The following is a 16,589-nucleotide window of genomic DNA, read 5'->3' as shown; positions in this document are numbered from 1 at the left end:
ATCAAGTGTATAAACGCGTGAAAATATTATTTTTTGTTTTTTTGAGTTAGATAATATACAGGAATTCCTAATAAAACAATTAATAAACCTAAACCTGTATTTACAGTGTAATTAATTAATAATGTTACACAAATTGCTCCCGTAATTAAGATGTACAAAATTGGCACAAATGGATAACCAAATGCCTTATAAGGTCTTTCTGCATTAGGTTCTTTTTTTCTTAATATGAAAATGCCATAAATGGTTAACATATAAAAAAGTAAAGAAGCAAAAGTTGCATAGGTAAGTAAATCTCCATATTTTCCTGATAAACATAGAATTGAAGCCCAAACACATTGAAACCATAATGCTTTTTCAGGTACATTATTATTGTTTAATTCTCCAGCTTGTTTAAAGAATAAACCATCTTTTGACATAGCATAAAAAAGTCTTCCACCAGAAAGTATCAATCCACTATTGCAACCAAAAGTTGAAATCATAATCAATCCTGCCATGATGAAAACGCCAACATTTCCAAAAATCATATTAGCAGCAGCAGCACCAACTCGATCTTCGCTAGCAAACATAATTCCTCTTTCTAAAACAGTTGTTCCATTAGGATTTCCACTCATCGGTAATAATGATAAATAGGCAAGATTTGCCAATAAATAAATTATTGTTACGATTAATGTTCCTAAAAATAAGCTTCTTGGAATATTCTTTTTTGGGTCTTTAATTTCAGCAGCAATGAAGGTAACATTATTCCATGCGTCACTAGAAAATAAAGAATTTATTATAGTTGTACCAACTGCTCCAGCTAATGCTAAACCTGTAATTCCAATAGTCGTAGAAGTACCATCATTATTTGAAATAGTTTTAAAAGCATTCCATGGATTTTCAAAATTTTGACTTAATATATCAGTTTGAAGACCAACATACAAACCAAAAATAATTAGTGCAAAAAGTGCAAAAAGTTTTGCTACAGTAAAAAGAAGTTGCAGTTTTTTACCATTTTGAATTCCTTTGGTATTGATATAAGTTAGCAAAACCACACTAACAATAGCCATTACTTGTTTTAATGTTATCGTTGTAAAGTTTCCAATTGAAAAGAGTTCTGTTTCAAGTTTTGGAATAAAAACCGAAGTATAATTTGCAAAAGCAACTGCAACAGCAGCAATTACACCGGTTTGAATTACTGTAAAAACGGTCCAGCCATATAAAAATGAAACTAATTTACCATACGCTCTTTGAATATAAACATATTGTCCACCTGCATTTGGCATCATTCCAGCTAACTCACCATAACTTAATGCAGCTGCAATAGTTAGTAAACCTGTTAAAAACCAAGTAAAAAGTAACCATCCAGATGATCCTAAATCTTTTGACATGGCTGCGGTTACAATAAATATTCCCGAACCTATCATTGAGCCTGCAACAATACTTGTCGCGTTTACTAAATTCAATTCTTTTTTTAACTCTTTTGTATTTGAATCCATTTGATAAATTTTATTTGGCTAAAGATAGAAAAAGAAATTTATTTTACAGAATTGATTTAAACTCTTAGACAATTGTAATTTTGTAATATTTTTATGATATTTATAAAAATCTTCTCTATATTTGAAATTCAAGATTAATAATCACATATGGATTCTAAACAATTGAAATCATTTTTTTTATTTACCAAAGACCAACGAAAAGGGATATTGGTTTTGTTCGTAATTATTATTTGCACCCAAATTGCATATAGTTTCATCAACTTAAAATCAGATTTTAAAGATTCGCCTGAAAAACAAAATTGGATAGCGATGCAATCTAAGATTGATTCTTTAAAAGAAAATAGACCTAAGGAATCATATAAGATGTATCCTTTTAATCCAAATTTCATAACTGATTTCAAAGGGTACAAACTTGGAATGAAAACAGAGGAAATTAATCGATTATTAGCTTATAGAAAACTAGGTAAATTTGCAAATTCACCTGAAGAGTTTCAGCAAGTGACAGGAATTTCAGATTCTTTATTAAAAGCAATTTCTCCCTATTTTAAATTTCCTGATTGGGTGAAAAATAAAAATTCTAAATCACAGAATGGTTGGGTTGATTATTCTAAATCAAATTATGAAAAGAAGGAAAAGAAAATTATTGTTCTTGATATAAATGCAGCCACAAAAGAAGATTTAATGAAAGTTTATGGAATTGGTGATGCTATTTCAGATAGAATTTTAAAACAAAAAGAAATTTATGGCTGTTTTGTTTCTATGGAACAAATGAATGATGTTTGGGGATTATCGCCTGAAGTTATTGAAAAATTAAATGAAAGTTTTAAAGTAATAAATGCACTAAACCCAAAGAAAATAAAAATTAACGATGCTTCAATCAAAGAATTAGGTCAGTTTCCTTATTTTAGATTTCCTATTTCTAAAAACATTGTAACGTACAGAAGTATGAATGGTGATTTAAAAATTGAGGATTTAACAAAAATAAAGGATTTTCCTGTTGATAAAATCAAAATAATAGCATTATATTTGGAATTCTAAAAAAAGAATCCAAAAATAGTCATATATGAGTTCAATATATTTTACAGAAGAACACGAATTATTTAGAAAAAGTTTACAAGATTTTTTACAAAAAGAAGTAGTGCCTCACATCGAAAAATGGGAAAAAACAGGTACAATTGAACGTTTTATTTGGAAGAAATTTGGTGAAATGGGTTTCTTCGGAATTGCTTATCCAGAAGTTTATGGTGGGTTAAATTTAGATTTGTTTTATACGGTTGTCTTTTTAGAAGAACTGCAAAAAATAAAATCATCCGGATTTGCTGCCGCAATGTGGGCACACGCATACTTAGCAATGACACATTTGAATGCCGAAGGAAGTGAAAAAATTAAACAAGAATATTTAGCGACAAGTATTTCTGGCGATAAAATAGGAGCTTTGTGTATTACAGAACCTTTTGGTGGAAGTGATGTTGCAGGAATGCGAACTACTGCTGTTAAAAAAGGAAATAAATATATAATCAACGGTTCAAAAACATTTATTACCAATGGTGTTTATGCTGATTATTATGTTGTAGCTGCAAAAACAAGTCCTGAACTTGGAAACAAAGGAATTAGTATTTTTCTTTTGGATACAAATTTAAAAGGAATCTCAGCTACTAAATTAGATAAATTAGGTTGGAGAGCTTCAGATACAGCTGAAATTGCTTTTGATGATGTTGAAATTCCCGAAGAAAATTTAATGGGCGAAGAAGGAAAAGGTTTTCCTTACATCATGCAACATTTTGCTTTAGAGCGATTAATTATGGCAATTAATGCACATGCAAGAGCAGAATACGCAATAGATTACACCATTGATTATATGTCAAAACGTGAAGCTTTTGGGACTACAATCGATAAATTTCAAGCATTACGTCACACATTAGTTGATCACGCTACAGAAGTGGAACATTGCAAGATATTTAATTATGCTGCTGTTGCTCGTTTAAATAAAGGTGAGTATGTAGTGAAAGAAGCTACTATGGCTAAATTAAAATCTACAAAAGTAGCAGATGAAGCAATTTATAGTTGTTTACAAATGCTTGGAGGTTATGGATATATGGAAGAATATCCATTAGCACGTTTATTAAGAGATAGCCGATTAGGACCAATTGGTGGCGGAACTTCTGAAATTTTGAGAGAGATTTTATCAAAAATGATAATCGATAAGCAGAATTATAAGCCTGCTGTGAAATAATAAAATTTATAAGCATAAAAAAAACCATTCATCACGAATGGTTTTTTTTATATAATAATTTCAAAAATTAATCTTCAGTTCCTTCGCCAGCTTTTCTATAAATGAAATTTCCATAAATGTGTCTTTTTGCAAAACGATTAGGTGATTCTGCATTGACCATTTTGATGTAAATATTTTTTGGAACACCAATATATTCATAGGAAACACCATTTACATGAGTTACAAAAAGTGTTTGCTTCTCTAAATAATAATCAAGAATATTATGATTATTAATAGTTTCTTGATATTCAGGAAGATTTTTTTCAACCGTTTCATTTGAAATACTTACCAAAAAATGATATGCATTAATGATGTTTTTGCTTCTTTCTTCTGCGGCAATTCTTCCTTCTTCGTCATTTACAAATTTATCAGGATGAGAATCCTTCATACTGTTTCTGTAAATGGTTTTTAATTCTTTTAAAGTTACATTTTTGTCAACTTCAAGTAACTTTCTGTACTCAACAACTCTTTTCATAAATAAATTTTTGCTAAAAAAATAAAAGCCACTCTTTTCAGAATGGCTTCTCTTAGTAGCGGGAACAGGACTCGAACCTGTGACCTTCGGGTTATGAGCCCGACGAGCTGCCTACTGCTCTATCCCGCGATGTTTCGAGTGCAAATATACAACGAATATCGACACTCGCAACAAAAAAATTAAAAAAATCTTTTATTTCTACTATTCACTTGATATGACTACCTTTGCGCCAAATTAAATCATTAAAAATGTCGCATAAAGCAGGTTTTGTAAACATTATCGGAAATCCAAACGTAGGAAAATCAACACTAATGAATGCTTTTGTTGGAGAAAGATTATCTATTATTACATCAAAAGCACAAACAACACGCCATAGGATTCTTGGAATTGTGAATGGTGATGACTTTCAAGTGATACTTTCTGATACGCCAGGAATTATTAAACCAGCTTATGAAATGCAAAAATCAATGATGGATTTTGTAAAATCTGCCTTTGAAGATGCTGATGTATTGATTTACATGGTTGAAATTGGTGAAAAAGAATTAAAAGATGAAGATTTTTTCAAGAAAATCATTCATGCCAAGATTCCAGTTTTATTGCTTCTTAATAAAATTGATAAATCAAATCAAGAACAATTAGATGAACAAATCGATTTATGGAAAGAGAAAGTTCCAAATGCTGAGATTTACCCAATTTCGGCACTTGAAAATTTCAATGTGAAAGAGGTTTTTGCTCGAATTTTAGAATTGCTTCCAGAATCACCTGCATATTATCCAAAAGATGCTTTGACGGATAAGCCAGAGCGCTTTTTTGTAAACGAAACTATTCGTGAAAAAATTCTTTTAAATTATGATAAAGAAATTCCATATGCTGTAGAAATTGAAACAGAGGAGTTTCTTGAAGATGAAAAAATTATCAGAATTCGTTCTGTAATTATGGTAGAACGTGACACTCAAAAAGGAATTATCATTGGTCATAAAGGTGAAGCGTTAAAACGTGTTGGAATGCAAGCACGTCAAGATTTAGAAAAATTCTTTGGCAAGCAAATTCACATTGAAATGTTCGTTAAAGTTAATAAAGATTGGAGAAGTAATCAGTTCCAACTAAGAAGATTTGGATACAATCAAAAATAATATCAATTCATAGAAATGAAGAAGTATCTTTTTATTTACGTATTCTTGCTGTCAATCACCTTTGTAAGTTGTAATAAAAATCAGTCGGAATCTAAAACTGCATCAACAAAAATAGATAGCATTGAAAATAACAATGTTGCTCTAGAAGATAATAGTAGTAGTCAAAATGATTTAGCTGATTTTTCAGAGTTAGTTCCTTTAGCTATTATTGATTCAACCAGTCAAGACGTTTATGAAAAATATGGTATTGAATTTTCAGGAAATTGTTACGCTTGCGATTTGGCTAAAATTGAAATCAACAAAAAGCATTTTGATTTAGTAAATGTTTGTAATGAAGAAGATGTTCAAAGATTTGAAGTTTTGTCTTATTCTAATGACAATAAAATCTTAAAAATTAAAACAAAAGAGCAAGAATTTCTTTTAACTAAGATTGATGAAGCACCAATTTACGAACTAACCATCAATGGAAAAAGACTTACTTTAGAGAACAAAAGAATTGCTATGTATTTTACTCAAAGTAAAACATTAAATAAATTAAAGGAGCACGATTGTGGCGATTTTGAAGGATAGTTTTTAGATTTTATGTCTCAATATTTTATGAGTTAATTCTTTAAGTTTATGCATTTGTGGTTGGCATTTTTTTCTATTAATTCTAGCTTGAAAATATAGGGCAAACCAAAATACAATCATCAATCCCATAATAACAAAATCTATGGTTGCAGATTGTTTTAAACTCCAATGCGAATAAGCCATCATCAAGAAGACAAGAAAAACTCCTGCAATGATGAAATGAAGAAACATAAAGAATGTCCAAACCGTTTGATCAGGTCCAAAAAGCCCTTTTACATGAGTGGTTTCATCTTCTTTTTCTTCTAATTCAAGATGTAAGTGTGGCGAGTAATACTTTCGTTTAGCTAATGTGATGAATAAAAAAATATGATGGTCTGATATTTTTACACGAAAATCTTCTTTAACTTCTTCTTTTATTTTAGTTGCATGTTCAAGAATTTCATTCATTGGTAAAGCCACATCCATATGAAACCGTGGACGAAGCACGATAGTATTATCCAGTTCCATTACTTAAATTATAATATTCAAATTCAGTTAAATGTAGTTTTTTTAGTATTACCACATTACTAAGGTAAGAAAAAATAAAATTAGTAGTACCTTTGCACATTATTTTAAAATCATTATGAATAACATTGTAGCCATCGTCGGAAGACCAAATGTAGGAAAATCAACGCTTTTCAATAGGTTGATAAAAAGAAGAGAAGCTATTGTAGATTCTGTTTCGGGTGTGACTCGTGATAGAAACTATGGAAAAAGCGAATGGAATGGAAAGGAATTTTCAGTAATTGATACTGGTGGATATGTTCGCGGAAGTGATGATGTTTTTGAAGGCGAAATTCGTAAACAAGTAGAGTTAGCAATTGATGAAGCTGACGTAATTATCTTTGTTGTAGATGTTGAAGAAGGAATCACTCCAATGGATGATGCAGTTGCTAAATTACTTCGTAAAGTTACCAAGCCAGTTTTATTAGCAGTTAATAAAGTGGATAATGCCATGCGTGAAAAAGATGCAGTGGAATTCTACAACTTAGGATTAGGTGAATATTTTACTTTTGCAAGTATTTCTGGAAGTGGAACAGGTGATTTATTAGACGCTTTGATTGAAGCATTTCCTGAAAAACCTGAACCTACAAAAGAAGAGTTAGAATTGCCACGTTTTTGTGTTGTAGGTCGTCCAAATGCTGGAAAATCTAGTTTCATAAACGCACTTATTGGCGAAGATAGATATATTGTAACTGATATTGCAGGAACTACTCGTGATGCAATTGATACAAAATTTGACCGTTTTGGATTTCAGTTTAATCTTGTTGATACAGCAGGAATTAGAAGAAAAGCTAAAGTAAAAGAAGATTTAGAATTTTATTCTGTAATGCGTTCTGTTAGAGCCATTGAGCATTCTGATGTGTGTATTTTAATTATTGATGCAACACGTGGATTTGAAGGTCAAGATCAAAGTATATTTTGGTTGGCAGAAAAAAATAGAAAAGGTGTAGTTATTCTAGTAAATAAATGGGATTTAGTTGAAAAAGACACCATGTCTGCCAGAGATTATGAAGCTAAGATTCGTGAAGAATTGCAACCATTTACTGATGTTCCTATTCTTTTCGTTTCTGCATTAACTAAGCAACGTTTATTAAAAGCGTTAGAAGAAACGGTGAAAGTTTATGAAAACAGAAGTCAAAGAATTTCAACTTCAAAGTTTAATGATTTTATGCTTAAGCTAATAGAAGCTTATCCTCCACCAGCTTTGAAAGGGAAATATGTTAAAATTAAATACTGTATGCAATTGCCTACGCCAACACCTCAATTTGTGTTTTTTGCTAATTTGCCGCAGTATGTTAAAGATCCGTACAAACGTTTTCTTGAAAACAAAATTCGTGAAAACTGGGATTTTTCAGGAGTTCCAATTGATATTTACATTAGAGAAAAATAAATTTTATACTATACAAATTGATATAATTTGTTAGATGTTTTAAATAAAATGTTGCAAAAAGATATACAAATAGCTGTTGATAAAGGAGAAATGCTTCCGCTTATGGAGGAATTTTACACAATTCAAGGCGAAGGATTTCATACAGGAACTGCTGCTTATTTCATAAGAATTGGTGGTTGTGACGTTGGATGTCATTGGTGTGATGTGAAAGAAAGTTGGAATGCCGAATTGCATCCACCAACAGCAACAGACCATATCGTTTCAAATGCTAAAAAATATGCTGATACCGTTGTAATTACAGGTGGTGAACCTTTAACTTGGGACATGACTTTGCTTACTCAAAAGCTAAAAAATCAAGATATTAAAGTACATATTGAAACATCAGGATGTTATCCAGTAACTGGAACTTGGGATTGGTTTTGCCTTTCGCCAAAAAAAAATAAACTTCCTGTTGATGCTGCTTATGAAATTGCTAATGAATTAAAAGTGATTATTTACAATAAACATGATTTCATTTTTGCAGAAGAACAAGCTGAAAAAGTAAATAAAAATGCCATTCTATTTCTTCAACCTGAATGGAGTAAAAAAGAAGAAATGACACCTATGATTGTAGATTATGTTATGAACAACCCAAAATGGAGAGTTTCGTTGCAAACCCATAAATATTTGAATATTCCTTAGATTATGAAAAAAATTCTAACAATAATATCCTTATTTTATTTTGTAATTGGGTTTTCACAAGTTGGTGGTGAGGATGAGGTTTATCTTGGAGGTGATGCTGTAGAAGCAAAATTTCAAGGTGGAGGAATGGATAAATTCTATGAATTTATTAATAAAGAATTTAATTTTTCTAAAGTTACTAAAGCAGGAAAAATGGTAACTTCTTTTTCAATAAATGAGTTAGGTGAAATTAAAAACATAAGAGTCATTGAATTTGTGGATGTTGAATCGGCTACAGAAATAATTAGAGTTTTAAAGAAAGCGCCAAAATGGGAACCATCGAAACGTGGTGGAAAACCAATTAGTGTTGAGGTGAAATTTCCACTTGTTTTTGAAAGCAAAGTTAAAATTACAGAAGTGCAAAAATCTACAGAAGAACCAACTAAAGATGGAAATCTAGTTGAAGAAGCACAAAATGACGATGAGGTAGTTAAAGCTTTTGAATTAGAACAACGACCAGAATATCCTGGAGGAATTAATGAGTTCTATAAATTTGTTGGAAAAAACTTTAATACACCTGATGTTGAAGGTGTTGATGGTAAAATTATGGTTTCTTTTATTGTAAATAAAGAAGGTGATTTAGAAGATATTAAAGTTGTAAAAGATATTGGTTTTGGAACTGGAGCTGAAGCTATTAGAGTATTGAAACTATCACCTAAATGGAAGCCAGCAATGCAAAAAGGTAAGCCAGTTCGATGCGCATTCACTTTACCAATAACTATTGTTTTCCCAAAATAGTTCAAATTAATTTTGGCATAATAATTGAAAATTATATATTTATAAAAATTTTAAAACCAGAAACAGAAAATGAAAAAACTTATTTTAACTTTCGTATTTGTAGCAGTTGCTCAATTCGGATTCGCACAAGAAGATGCAGCTTTCAAAAAAGATGTATTGAAAGTATTGACTTTAAATGGTTCAGCTGGACAAATTGATGCTGCAAAGAAACAAGTTTTAGGTATGATTCCTGAAGACAAGCAAGCTTCTTTCTTAGTTGAATTTGACGGAATTATTGCTAAAATCAATGATGCAACGGCAAAAGTATATATGGAAGAATATACAAAAGAGGACGTAAAAGCGATGATTGCATTTTATGAAAGCCCAATTGGAAAAAAAATCAATGAAAAATCAGCTGCTGTAACTGAAAAGTCACAGGCTGCAATGCAAGATGTAACTGCTGATGTTCAGGCATTAATGGCAAAATACATGCAAGAATAAATATGAGAAAACTATTTTTCTTATTTTCAATAATTTTCTTCCAATTTTCATATGCTCAAGAGCAAGTTGTAGAAGCAACAAGTGATGATAATTTAGTATATAATTCCTCTGGAATTGAAGTTAAGCCAGAATATCCTGGTGGAATTGAAGCTTTTTATAAGCATGTTGCAAATCATTTTGTTACTCCTGAACATAAAAACTTTAAAGGAGGAAAGATACTTGTTAGTTTTGTTGTTGAAAAAGACGGAACTTTGACAGATATAAAAGTTTTAAGAGATGCAGGTTTTGGAACAGCAGAGGAAACAATTAGAGTTTTGAAGAATGCTAAAACATGGCAACCCGCAGAACAGAATGGTAAGAAGGTAAGATGTAGTTATATGTTACCAATTACAATTCAACCACCAAAATAGAATTCAAATCCCAATCAAAATAAGGTTGGGATTTTTTATTTTTACAAAAAATATAATTTATGAAATCGGAATTTCTTTTAGATAATACTATTACTTTTTTAAATCATGGTTCGTTTGGTGCTTGTCCGAAGCCAGTTTTTGATGAATTTCAACGATTACAATTGGAATTAGAACAAGAACCAGTTCAATTTATTCAAAAGAAATTGCCAGTATATTTGAAAGAAGCCAAGAAACCTTTAGCAAAATTTATAGGATGTAATGTTGAAGATTTCTTTTTTACACCGAATCCAACTTTTGCAGTAAATACCATCATGAGAAGTTTGAATCTTCAAAAAGGAGATGAAATTCTAACAACTAATCATGAATATGGAGCAATGGACAGAACTTGGAATTTCTATTGTAAAAAGTCAGGAGTAAAATATATCCGTCAAGAAATTTCATTACCTATTGTTTCAAAAGAGCAAATCATAGATGAATTTTGGAAAGGATATAATGAAAATACGAAAGTGATTTTCTTGAATCAGATTTCGAGTTCGACAGCTTTGATTTTTCCTGTGAAAGAAATTTGCGATAAAGCACAACAACTCGGATTGATAACTATTGTTGATGGCGCTCATGTTCCTGGTCATATTGATTTAAACATTTCAGAATTAAATCCCGATTTTTATACAGGAACTTTGCATAAATGGATGTTGGCACCCAAAGGAAGTTCGTTTTTATATGTAAAAAAAGAATTCCAAGCCGATATTGACCCTTTAGTGGTAAGTTGGGGTTATGAAAGTTTGGCTCCAAGCGAAAGTCAATTTCTAGATTATCACGAATATCAAGGTACAAACGATCATTCGGCTTATTTGTGTACACCAAAAGTGATTGAGTTTTTGGAAGAAAATAACTGGAGAGAAAAATCTAAAGCCTGTCGAAAAATAGTTTTAGAGAATTATCAACGTTTTTGTGATTTGTTAGGAACACAACCTATTTGTCCAATTTCAGAAGAATTTCTTGGTCAAATGGCTAGTATTCCTGTTAGAACTGAAAAGCCAATGGAATTGAAAGAGTTGTTGTATTCGAAATATAAAATTCAAATTCCGATTATGCCTTTGAATGGAAATATTTACATGAGATATTCCATAAATGTATATAATTCTCAGGAAGATTTAGAGGTTTTATACCAAGCGATTACCGATATTATAAAAACTACCGATTTGATTGAAGTTTAGTGATGGCTTAGCCCAGATAGCAGTGGAAATCCTTTAATTTTTTTCTTTAAAAAATTAAAGATTGCAACGTATAGCTGGAAATAGCTTCTCACTTCGACAAGCTCAGTGTGACAACTTCGACAAGCTCAGTGTGACAACTTCAACTTCGCTCAGTGTGACAACTTCGACAGTTTTAGTGCGACAACTTCGACTGCGGTCAGTGTAACAACTTCAACAGGCTTAGTGCGACAACTTTGCCAAATAATCAAAATGTTTTCCTTCTTCGATTAATTCGCATTGCAAGCCATTGGCAAAAGCGGCATTTTGAAGTGTGTTATAATCCAAGTATAACCATGGAAATGGTTTTTCGGTTTGGTTTTTATAAGAAATAGTAAAAGTGAGTTCGCCGTAATAACCATCAGCAGGAATCCATTTAGAACCATCGTCGTCTTCATCAAACATATAAATAATATCGGAAGAATCGATTAGAATTTGACCGTTTGGTGTCAGTAAGCTTTTTAATTTTTGCAAATAGTTGGAAGTTTCTGCCAATGTTCCGAAAATTCCTGTTCCGTTCATTAATAATAGAATGGTATCGAATTTCTCGTTTTCCAAATCTAAAATATTTTGAACTTTAGCATTTTTCAAACCACGAAGTTGACAGGCTTGAATTGCATTTTCTGAAATATCAATGGAAGTTACATTCAAATTTTTATCATTTTGGAGATACAAACTATGACTTCCAGCGCCACAACCAACGTCAAGGATTTTGCCTTTAGAAAGTTGAAGTGCTTTTTTTTCTAATTTGGGCATTTCATTATAGGAACGAAAAAGATAAGCAACATCCATTTCATCGGCTTCCGAAATATTGGTTTCTGTGATAATATCTTCAGGAGAATTGTTGGTTTGAAAATCGAGAATGGCTTTTCCGAATAAATCTAACATTTTTGTAAAGTTTCAGGTTTAACGTTTCAAGTTGTTTAAATTTGCATCAGAAATCATATTAAATGCTAAAGCCACAATTAAACGAACTCGGAAAACTTGCCAAAGATAAGCATAACGAAAACAAAAAGTATTTCGATAAGCTGAAAAAGAAAGCACCCAAAAATTTGGATTATGTAATGCAAGATTTACATGATGCGGAATTTAAACGTACTGATTGTTTAGACTGTGCCAATTGCTGTAAAACGACTGGACCACTTTTTACTTCTGCTGATATTGAGCGAATTTCAAAGCATTTTAAACAAAAACCACAGCAATTTATTGAACAATATTTGCGAATTGATGAAGACAATGATTACGTTTTGCAAAGCGTTCCGTGTACTTTTTTAGAGGCAGATAATAAATGTTTTATCTACGATGTGCGACCAAAAGCTTGTCGAGAATTTCCACATACAGATAGAAAAAAGTTTCAACAGATATCTAATTTGACTTTAAAGAATGTTGAAATTTGTCCTGCTGCATATAATATTGTGGAAAGAATGAAGGAGAAAATAGTACTTTAGAAATCTGTTTTCTATATTCTTTTTCTAATTATAAATCAAATACTTCTTTCTAGTTTCTTTAAAATTAAGCAACCCTTTCTCCCAAGATTTTCTGATTTCTGTTTCAGAAACGCCATCTGTTATTTGCTGTTGTAGTTTTTTGGTTCCGGCTAATTTGGTGAAGAAATCATTAAAGAATGAAGATTTATCTGATGTTGAATTGTACGCTTTAATCAGCCATTTTAGTTCCAATTGATTTACTTTTGGAATAGAAGTTAAATTTTCTCCAAAGCACAATTGGTTTTTATAAACGGGTTCTTTTGCGCCAAAATTAGGAATAGGAGTGAAGCTGAAATCATTTTTTGGTAAAAAAGGCGAACCATAAATTTGAAATTGCATTTCTGTTCCACGGCCAACACTAACATTGGTTCCTTCAAACAAGCACAAACTAGCATACAAGTTTATGGATTGGTCATTTGGTAAATTTGGTGAAGGTTTTACGGGTAAACTATAAGTCATTTCTCGTTTGTAATTTAAACACGGAATAACAGTTAAGTTGCATTGGATTCCGTTTTTCAGCCATTTCTCACCATTAATCATTTTTGCATATTCACCAATAGTCATTCCATGAAGCAAAGGAATTGGATGCATTCCAACAAAACTGGTAAATTCTTTTTCTAGAATTGGTCCGTCAACAATGTTTCCATTTGGATTTGGTCGATCTAAAACAATTAAATCAATATTGTTTTCAGCACAAGCTTCCATTATATAGTGTAAGGAAGATATATAGGTGTAGAAACGTGCACCTACATCTTGCAAATCGAAAACCATAATATCAATTCCAACTAATTGTTCAGGTTTTGGTTTTTTGTTATTTCCGTATAATGAAATTATTGGCAAATCAGTTTTAGTGTCTTTGCCATCAACTACATGTTCTCCTGCATCTGCTGTGCCACGAAATCCGTGTTCTGGAGCGAATATTTTTTGGAGATTGACTTCTCGCCCAATTAAATAATCTACAATAGATATCGATTTATTTTTAATTTGGGCAATTGGTTTTTGACTGGGGTCTTGTACATAAATAATCTCTGGAACCTGATAATTAACTATTCCGGATTGATTCGTTATAATTCCAACTTTTTTATCTTTTAATAGATGTAAATATGTTTCAAAATTATCAGCACCAGTTTTTATAGGATCAATGATTGCTTCATTACTAGAGATAATGTCATTAGTTTTTGAAGGAGTTGGTGTAAAAGTTTTATTCTTAATGCCACAAGATGAAGAAATGAATAAAAAAAATAACCCTAATAATGTTGTATTGATAATATATTTCATAAACTTTATCTTTTAAACTTTGCTACTTTAATTATATTTGCAACAAACACTTTTATTTTGAATTTAGAATATTTCATTGCAAAACGACTTATCTCAACTAAAGAGTATAAAAGTAGTATTTCTGCACCAATAATAAAAATAGCAGTTGTTGCAATTGCAATGGGTATCATAATGATGATTATTTCAGTTGCAACTGGAATTGGATTGCAGCAAAAAATACGCCAAAAAGTTTCTGCTTTCAATGGTCATATAATTATATCGTCTTTTACAGATAATCAATCGGACGTTAGTACAAATCCTATTTCTTTAAATCAAAAATTTTATCCAAATTTTAAAAATATTGAAGGTATTCAACATGTTCAAGCAGTTGCCAGCAAAGCAGGAATAATTAGAACTGAGTCTGCTTTTGAACCAATTCTTTATAAAGGTGTTGGGAAAGATTATAAATGGGATAATATTAGTGAGTATTTGATTTCGGGAAGAATTCCAAATTTAAACAAAGAGCTTACTAATGAAATACTAATTTCAGAATATCTTGCAAAAAGACTTAATATTAAATTAAATGATAGTTTTAACACCTTTTTTATTAAAGAAGGAGGAAATGGATTGCCTAAAAGTCGTCGTTTTAAAATAGTGGGTATATATAATTCAGGTTTCCCAGAGTTTGATGCAGCATATATAATAGGAGATATTCGTCATCTTCAAAAAATAAATAGATGGAACAGCAATCAAGTTGGGTCATTTGAAATATTTGTAGATGATTTTGATAAAATAGAAGAAAAGGGTAAAGAAGTATATGAAGAAGTGCCTTCTACATTAAATTCTCAAACAATAGTAGAAAAATTTTATTACATATTTGAATGGCTAAAGTTGTTTGATTTTAATATTTTATTAGTTATCGGGATAATGATTTTAGTTTCGATAATAAATATGGTTGTAGCATTGTTAGTTCTTATTTTAGAGAAAACACAAATGATAGGAATATTAAAGTCAATAGGAGCAAATAATGTTTCAATAAGAAAAATATTTCTTTATCAAGCTTCTTACTTAATATTAAAGGGATTATTTTATGGTAATATAATTGGTTTAGGGTTATTGTTAATTCAAAAATATTTTAAAATAGTTAAACTTAATCCAGAAAGTTATTATGTGAATACTGCCCCAGTTGATATTAACTTATTTTTTATATTAGTACTGAATTTTATTGTAATAGTTATGTGTTTGTTAGTTTTAATTATACCATCATATATTATTTCTAAAATATCTCCTTCAAAAACAATTCGTTTCGATTGATTTATGAGCGATTGTTTTGTGCATTTCGGTATTCTGTTTTCCCGCTTTTGTTGCAATAAAAGTAGTTTTTAAAGAAAAAACTATTTTTATTTCCACTACAATCGGGGCTATTTGGTAGATTGATTTGAGAGGAGGTTCGATTTTCAGAGGTAATTTCACTTTTAAGAAAAAAAATCAAAAAAAAATTCTTGAACAACAATCTTGTTTTCAGGTAATTAAAAAATACTTTTAAAAAAGGGTTTAAAAAGATTTGCGAGAGTGGAAATAAGTAGTACTTTTGCACCCGCAATACGGCAGACGTTCTATAATAAATACTGAAAAAAAAACTTTAAAAAAGATTTGCAAGGAATAGATAAAGGTTTTATCTTTGCCCTCCGCAAAACGAGGAAGTTTTTTGAAAGAATGAGTAAAAAAAATAAAAAAATATTTTTTTTTCGATTTACTTGTGAGTTAAGAAAAAAAATGTACTTTTGCACCCGCTAACTGAGAGTTGCTAATCACCGCTTACTAATAAAAGTATTGAGAGGTAAACAAAAGAAAGGCGAAAATAAAAAGAATGACACGTTCATAGACATATTGAATTGACAGCCGTTTTTAACAGAGATGTTAGAAACAAATAAAAAAGAAAGTAAGGCTAATTGATATTAGATATTATTGAATTATCGACAATATTAAAATATACGATGAAGAGTTTGATCCTGGCTCAGGATGAACGCTAGCGGCAGGCCTAACACATGCAAGTCGAGGGGTAGTTACTTTCGGGTAATGAGACCGGCGCACGGGTGCGTAACGCGTATGCAATCTACCTTTTACAGGGGAATAGCCCAGAGAAATTTGGATTAATGCCCCATAATATATGTTTTTCGCATGTTAGACATATTAAAGTTCCAACGGTAAAAGATGAGCATGCGTCCCATTAGTTAGTTGGTAAGGTAACGGCTTACCAAGACGATGATGGGTAGGGGTCCTGAGAGGGAGATCCCCCACACTGGTACTGAGACACGGACCAGACTCCTACGGGAGGCAGCAGTGAGGAATATTGGACAATGGGCGCAAGCCTGATCCAGCCATG

At 31.1% G+C, this 16,589-nt stretch carries 17 protein-coding genes, 1 tRNA gene and 1 rRNA gene; 13 read left to right on the top strand and 6 right to left on the bottom strand.

Annotated features, from left to right (window positions below):
- Positions 1-26 precede the first annotated feature (26 nt).
- Complete coding sequence (locus Q0049_RS01540; RefSeq protein WP_298115725.1) at positions 27-1,475, bottom strand: APC family permease; 1,449 nt, start codon at positions 1,473-1,475, stop codon at positions 27-29.
- 147 nt (positions 1,476-1,622) lie between these two features.
- On the opposite strand from Q0049_RS01540, the gene Q0049_RS01535 reads away from it, so the two are divergent.
- Positions 1,623-2,513 (top strand): helix-hairpin-helix domain-containing protein, encoded by an 891-nt coding sequence (locus Q0049_RS01535; RefSeq protein ID WP_298115721.1) that lies wholly within the window; start codon positions 1,623-1,625, stop codon positions 2,511-2,513.
- A 25-nt stretch (positions 2,514-2,538) separates the two neighbouring features.
- Positions 2,539-3,708, top strand: a complete 1,170-nt coding sequence (locus tag Q0049_RS01530) for an acyl-CoA dehydrogenase family protein (RefSeq protein WP_298115718.1) — start codon at positions 2,539-2,541, stop codon at positions 3,706-3,708.
- 67 nt (positions 3,709-3,775) lie between these two features.
- Here the strand turns inward: Q0049_RS01530 and Q0049_RS01525 are convergent, their stop codons facing one another.
- Both Q0049_RS01525 and Q0049_RS01520 read right to left on the bottom strand, forming a co-directional pair.
- Positions 3,776-4,222 (bottom strand): KTSC domain-containing protein, encoded by a 447-nt coding sequence (locus Q0049_RS01525; RefSeq protein WP_298115716.1) that lies wholly within the window; start codon positions 4,220-4,222, stop codon positions 3,776-3,778.
- A 56-nt stretch (positions 4,223-4,278) separates the two neighbouring features.
- A tRNA-Met gene (locus Q0049_RS01520) sits at positions 4,279-4,351 on the bottom strand.
- 119 nt (positions 4,352-4,470) lie between these two features.
- Between Q0049_RS01520 and era the strand changes: the two genes are divergently transcribed.
- Positions 4,471-5,355 carry a GTPase Era gene (gene era / locus Q0049_RS01515; protein ID WP_298115713.1) on the top strand — a complete coding sequence of 295 codons (885 nt, stop codon included), beginning with the start codon at positions 4,471-4,473 and terminating at the stop codon, positions 5,353-5,355.
- A gap of 15 nt (positions 5,356-5,370) precedes the next feature.
- A complete protein-coding gene (locus tag Q0049_RS01510) occupies positions 5,371-5,925 on the top strand; it encodes a hypothetical protein (RefSeq protein WP_298115711.1) in 555 nt (184 codons plus the stop codon).
- Between the two features lie 3 nt (positions 5,926-5,928).
- On the opposite strand, the gene Q0049_RS01505 is transcribed toward Q0049_RS01510, so the two are convergent.
- A complete protein-coding gene (locus tag Q0049_RS01505) occupies positions 5,929-6,432 on the bottom strand; it encodes a hypothetical protein (RefSeq protein WP_298115709.1) in 504 nt (167 codons plus the stop codon).
- Between the two features lie 115 nt (positions 6,433-6,547).
- On the opposite strand from Q0049_RS01505, the gene der reads away from it, so the two are divergent.
- The 6 genes from der to Q0049_RS01475 all read left to right on the top strand — a co-directional run bounded on the left by der (position 6,548) and on the right by Q0049_RS01475 (position 11,423).
- A complete protein-coding gene (der, locus tag Q0049_RS01500) occupies positions 6,548-7,858 on the top strand; it encodes a ribosome biogenesis GTPase Der (protein WP_298115706.1) in 1,311 nt (436 codons plus the stop codon).
- A 48-nt stretch (positions 7,859-7,906) separates the two neighbouring features.
- Entirely contained in the window at positions 7,907-8,539 is a 633-nt protein-coding gene (locus tag Q0049_RS01495; protein ID WP_298115703.1) for a 7-carboxy-7-deazaguanine synthase QueE, read from the top strand.
- 3 nt (positions 8,540-8,542) lie between these two features.
- Positions 8,543-9,316, top strand: coding sequence for an energy transducer TonB (locus tag Q0049_RS01490; RefSeq protein ID WP_298115701.1), 774 nt, complete (start codon positions 8,543-8,545; stop codon positions 9,314-9,316).
- 69 nt (positions 9,317-9,385) lie between these two features.
- A complete protein-coding gene (locus Q0049_RS01485; protein WP_298115698.1) occupies positions 9,386-9,796 on the top strand; it encodes a DUF2059 domain-containing protein in 411 nt (136 codons plus the stop codon).
- A gap of 2 nt (positions 9,797-9,798) precedes the next feature.
- Positions 9,799-10,206: an energy transducer TonB gene (locus Q0049_RS01480; protein ID WP_298115695.1), complete on the top strand. Its 408-nt coding sequence runs from the start codon at positions 9,799-9,801 to the stop codon at positions 10,204-10,206.
- Positions 10,207-10,265: 59 nt separating this feature from the next.
- Positions 10,266-11,423 carry an aminotransferase class V-fold PLP-dependent enzyme gene (locus Q0049_RS01475; RefSeq protein ID WP_298115693.1) on the top strand — a complete coding sequence of 386 codons (1,158 nt, stop codon included), beginning with the start codon at positions 10,266-10,268 and terminating at the stop codon, positions 11,421-11,423.
- Positions 11,424-11,642: 219 nt separating this feature from the next.
- Here Q0049_RS01475 and Q0049_RS01470 read toward each other — a convergent pair whose 3' ends face one another.
- A complete protein-coding gene (locus Q0049_RS01470) occupies positions 11,643-12,347 on the bottom strand; it encodes a bifunctional 2-polyprenyl-6-hydroxyphenol methylase/3-demethylubiquinol 3-O-methyltransferase UbiG (protein ID WP_298115690.1) in 705 nt (234 codons plus the stop codon).
- A gap of 62 nt (positions 12,348-12,409) precedes the next feature.
- Here Q0049_RS01470 and Q0049_RS01465 point away from each other — a divergent pair, with 62 nt between their 5' ends.
- Complete coding sequence (locus Q0049_RS01465; RefSeq protein ID WP_298115687.1) at positions 12,410-12,907, top strand: YkgJ family cysteine cluster protein; 498 nt, start codon at positions 12,410-12,412, stop codon at positions 12,905-12,907.
- A gap of 24 nt (positions 12,908-12,931) precedes the next feature.
- Here Q0049_RS01465 and Q0049_RS01460 read toward each other — a convergent pair whose 3' ends face one another.
- Positions 12,932-14,224, bottom strand: coding sequence for a DUF1343 domain-containing protein (locus Q0049_RS01460; protein WP_298115684.1), 1,293 nt, complete (start codon positions 14,222-14,224; stop codon positions 12,932-12,934).
- Positions 14,225-14,281: 57 nt separating this feature from the next.
- Here Q0049_RS01460 and Q0049_RS01455 point away from each other — a divergent pair, with 57 nt between their 5' ends.
- A complete protein-coding gene (locus Q0049_RS01455; RefSeq protein ID WP_298115681.1) occupies positions 14,282-15,517 on the top strand; it encodes an FtsX-like permease family protein in 1,236 nt (411 codons plus the stop codon).
- Positions 15,518-16,197: 680 nt separating this feature from the next.
- Positions 16,198-16,589, top strand: a 16S ribosomal RNA gene (locus tag Q0049_RS01450); the annotation flags it as partial.

Origin of the sequence: Flavobacterium sp., from assembly GCF_027484205.1 — a bacterium.
Taxonomy (GTDB): Bacteria; Bacteroidota; Bacteroidia; order Flavobacteriales; family Flavobacteriaceae; genus Flavobacterium.
This window is presented reverse-complemented; position numbering and strand designations above follow the sequence as displayed.

Coding starts and splice junctions, on each gene's coding strand:
- Q0049_RS01540 (WP_298115725.1), bottom strand. CDS start 1,475: ATGGATTCAAATACAAAAGAGTTAAAAAAAGAATTGAATTTAGTAAAC.
- Q0049_RS01535 (WP_298115721.1), top strand. CDS start 1,623: ATGGATTCTAAACAATTGAAATCATTTTTTTTATTTACCAAAGACCAA.
- Q0049_RS01530 (WP_298115718.1), top strand. CDS start 2,539: ATGAGTTCAATATATTTTACAGAAGAACACGAATTATTTAGAAAAAGT.
- Q0049_RS01525 (WP_298115716.1), bottom strand. CDS start 4,222: ATGAAAAGAGTTGTTGAGTACAGAAAGTTACTTGAAGTTGACAAAAAT.
- era (WP_298115713.1), top strand. CDS start 4,471: ATGTCGCATAAAGCAGGTTTTGTAAACATTATCGGAAATCCAAACGTA.
- Q0049_RS01510 (WP_298115711.1), top strand. CDS start 5,371: ATGAAGAAGTATCTTTTTATTTACGTATTCTTGCTGTCAATCACCTTT.
- Q0049_RS01505 (WP_298115709.1), bottom strand. CDS start 6,432: ATGGAACTGGATAATACTATCGTGCTTCGTCCACGGTTTCATATGGAT.
- der (WP_298115706.1), top strand. CDS start 6,548: ATGAATAACATTGTAGCCATCGTCGGAAGACCAAATGTAGGAAAATCA.
- Q0049_RS01495 (WP_298115703.1), top strand. CDS start 7,907: ATGTTGCAAAAAGATATACAAATAGCTGTTGATAAAGGAGAAATGCTT.
- Q0049_RS01490 (WP_298115701.1), top strand. CDS start 8,543: ATGAAAAAAATTCTAACAATAATATCCTTATTTTATTTTGTAATTGGG.
- Q0049_RS01485 (WP_298115698.1), top strand. CDS start 9,386: ATGAAAAAACTTATTTTAACTTTCGTATTTGTAGCAGTTGCTCAATTC.
- Q0049_RS01480 (WP_298115695.1), top strand. CDS start 9,799: ATGAGAAAACTATTTTTCTTATTTTCAATAATTTTCTTCCAATTTTCA.
- Q0049_RS01475 (WP_298115693.1), top strand. CDS start 10,266: ATGAAATCGGAATTTCTTTTAGATAATACTATTACTTTTTTAAATCAT.
- Q0049_RS01470 (WP_298115690.1), bottom strand. CDS start 12,347: ATGTTAGATTTATTCGGAAAAGCCATTCTCGATTTTCAAACCAACAAT.
- Q0049_RS01465 (WP_298115687.1), top strand. CDS start 12,410: ATGCTAAAGCCACAATTAAACGAACTCGGAAAACTTGCCAAAGATAAG.
- Q0049_RS01460 (WP_298115684.1), bottom strand. CDS start 14,224: ATGAAATATATTATCAATACAACATTATTAGGGTTATTTTTTTTATTC.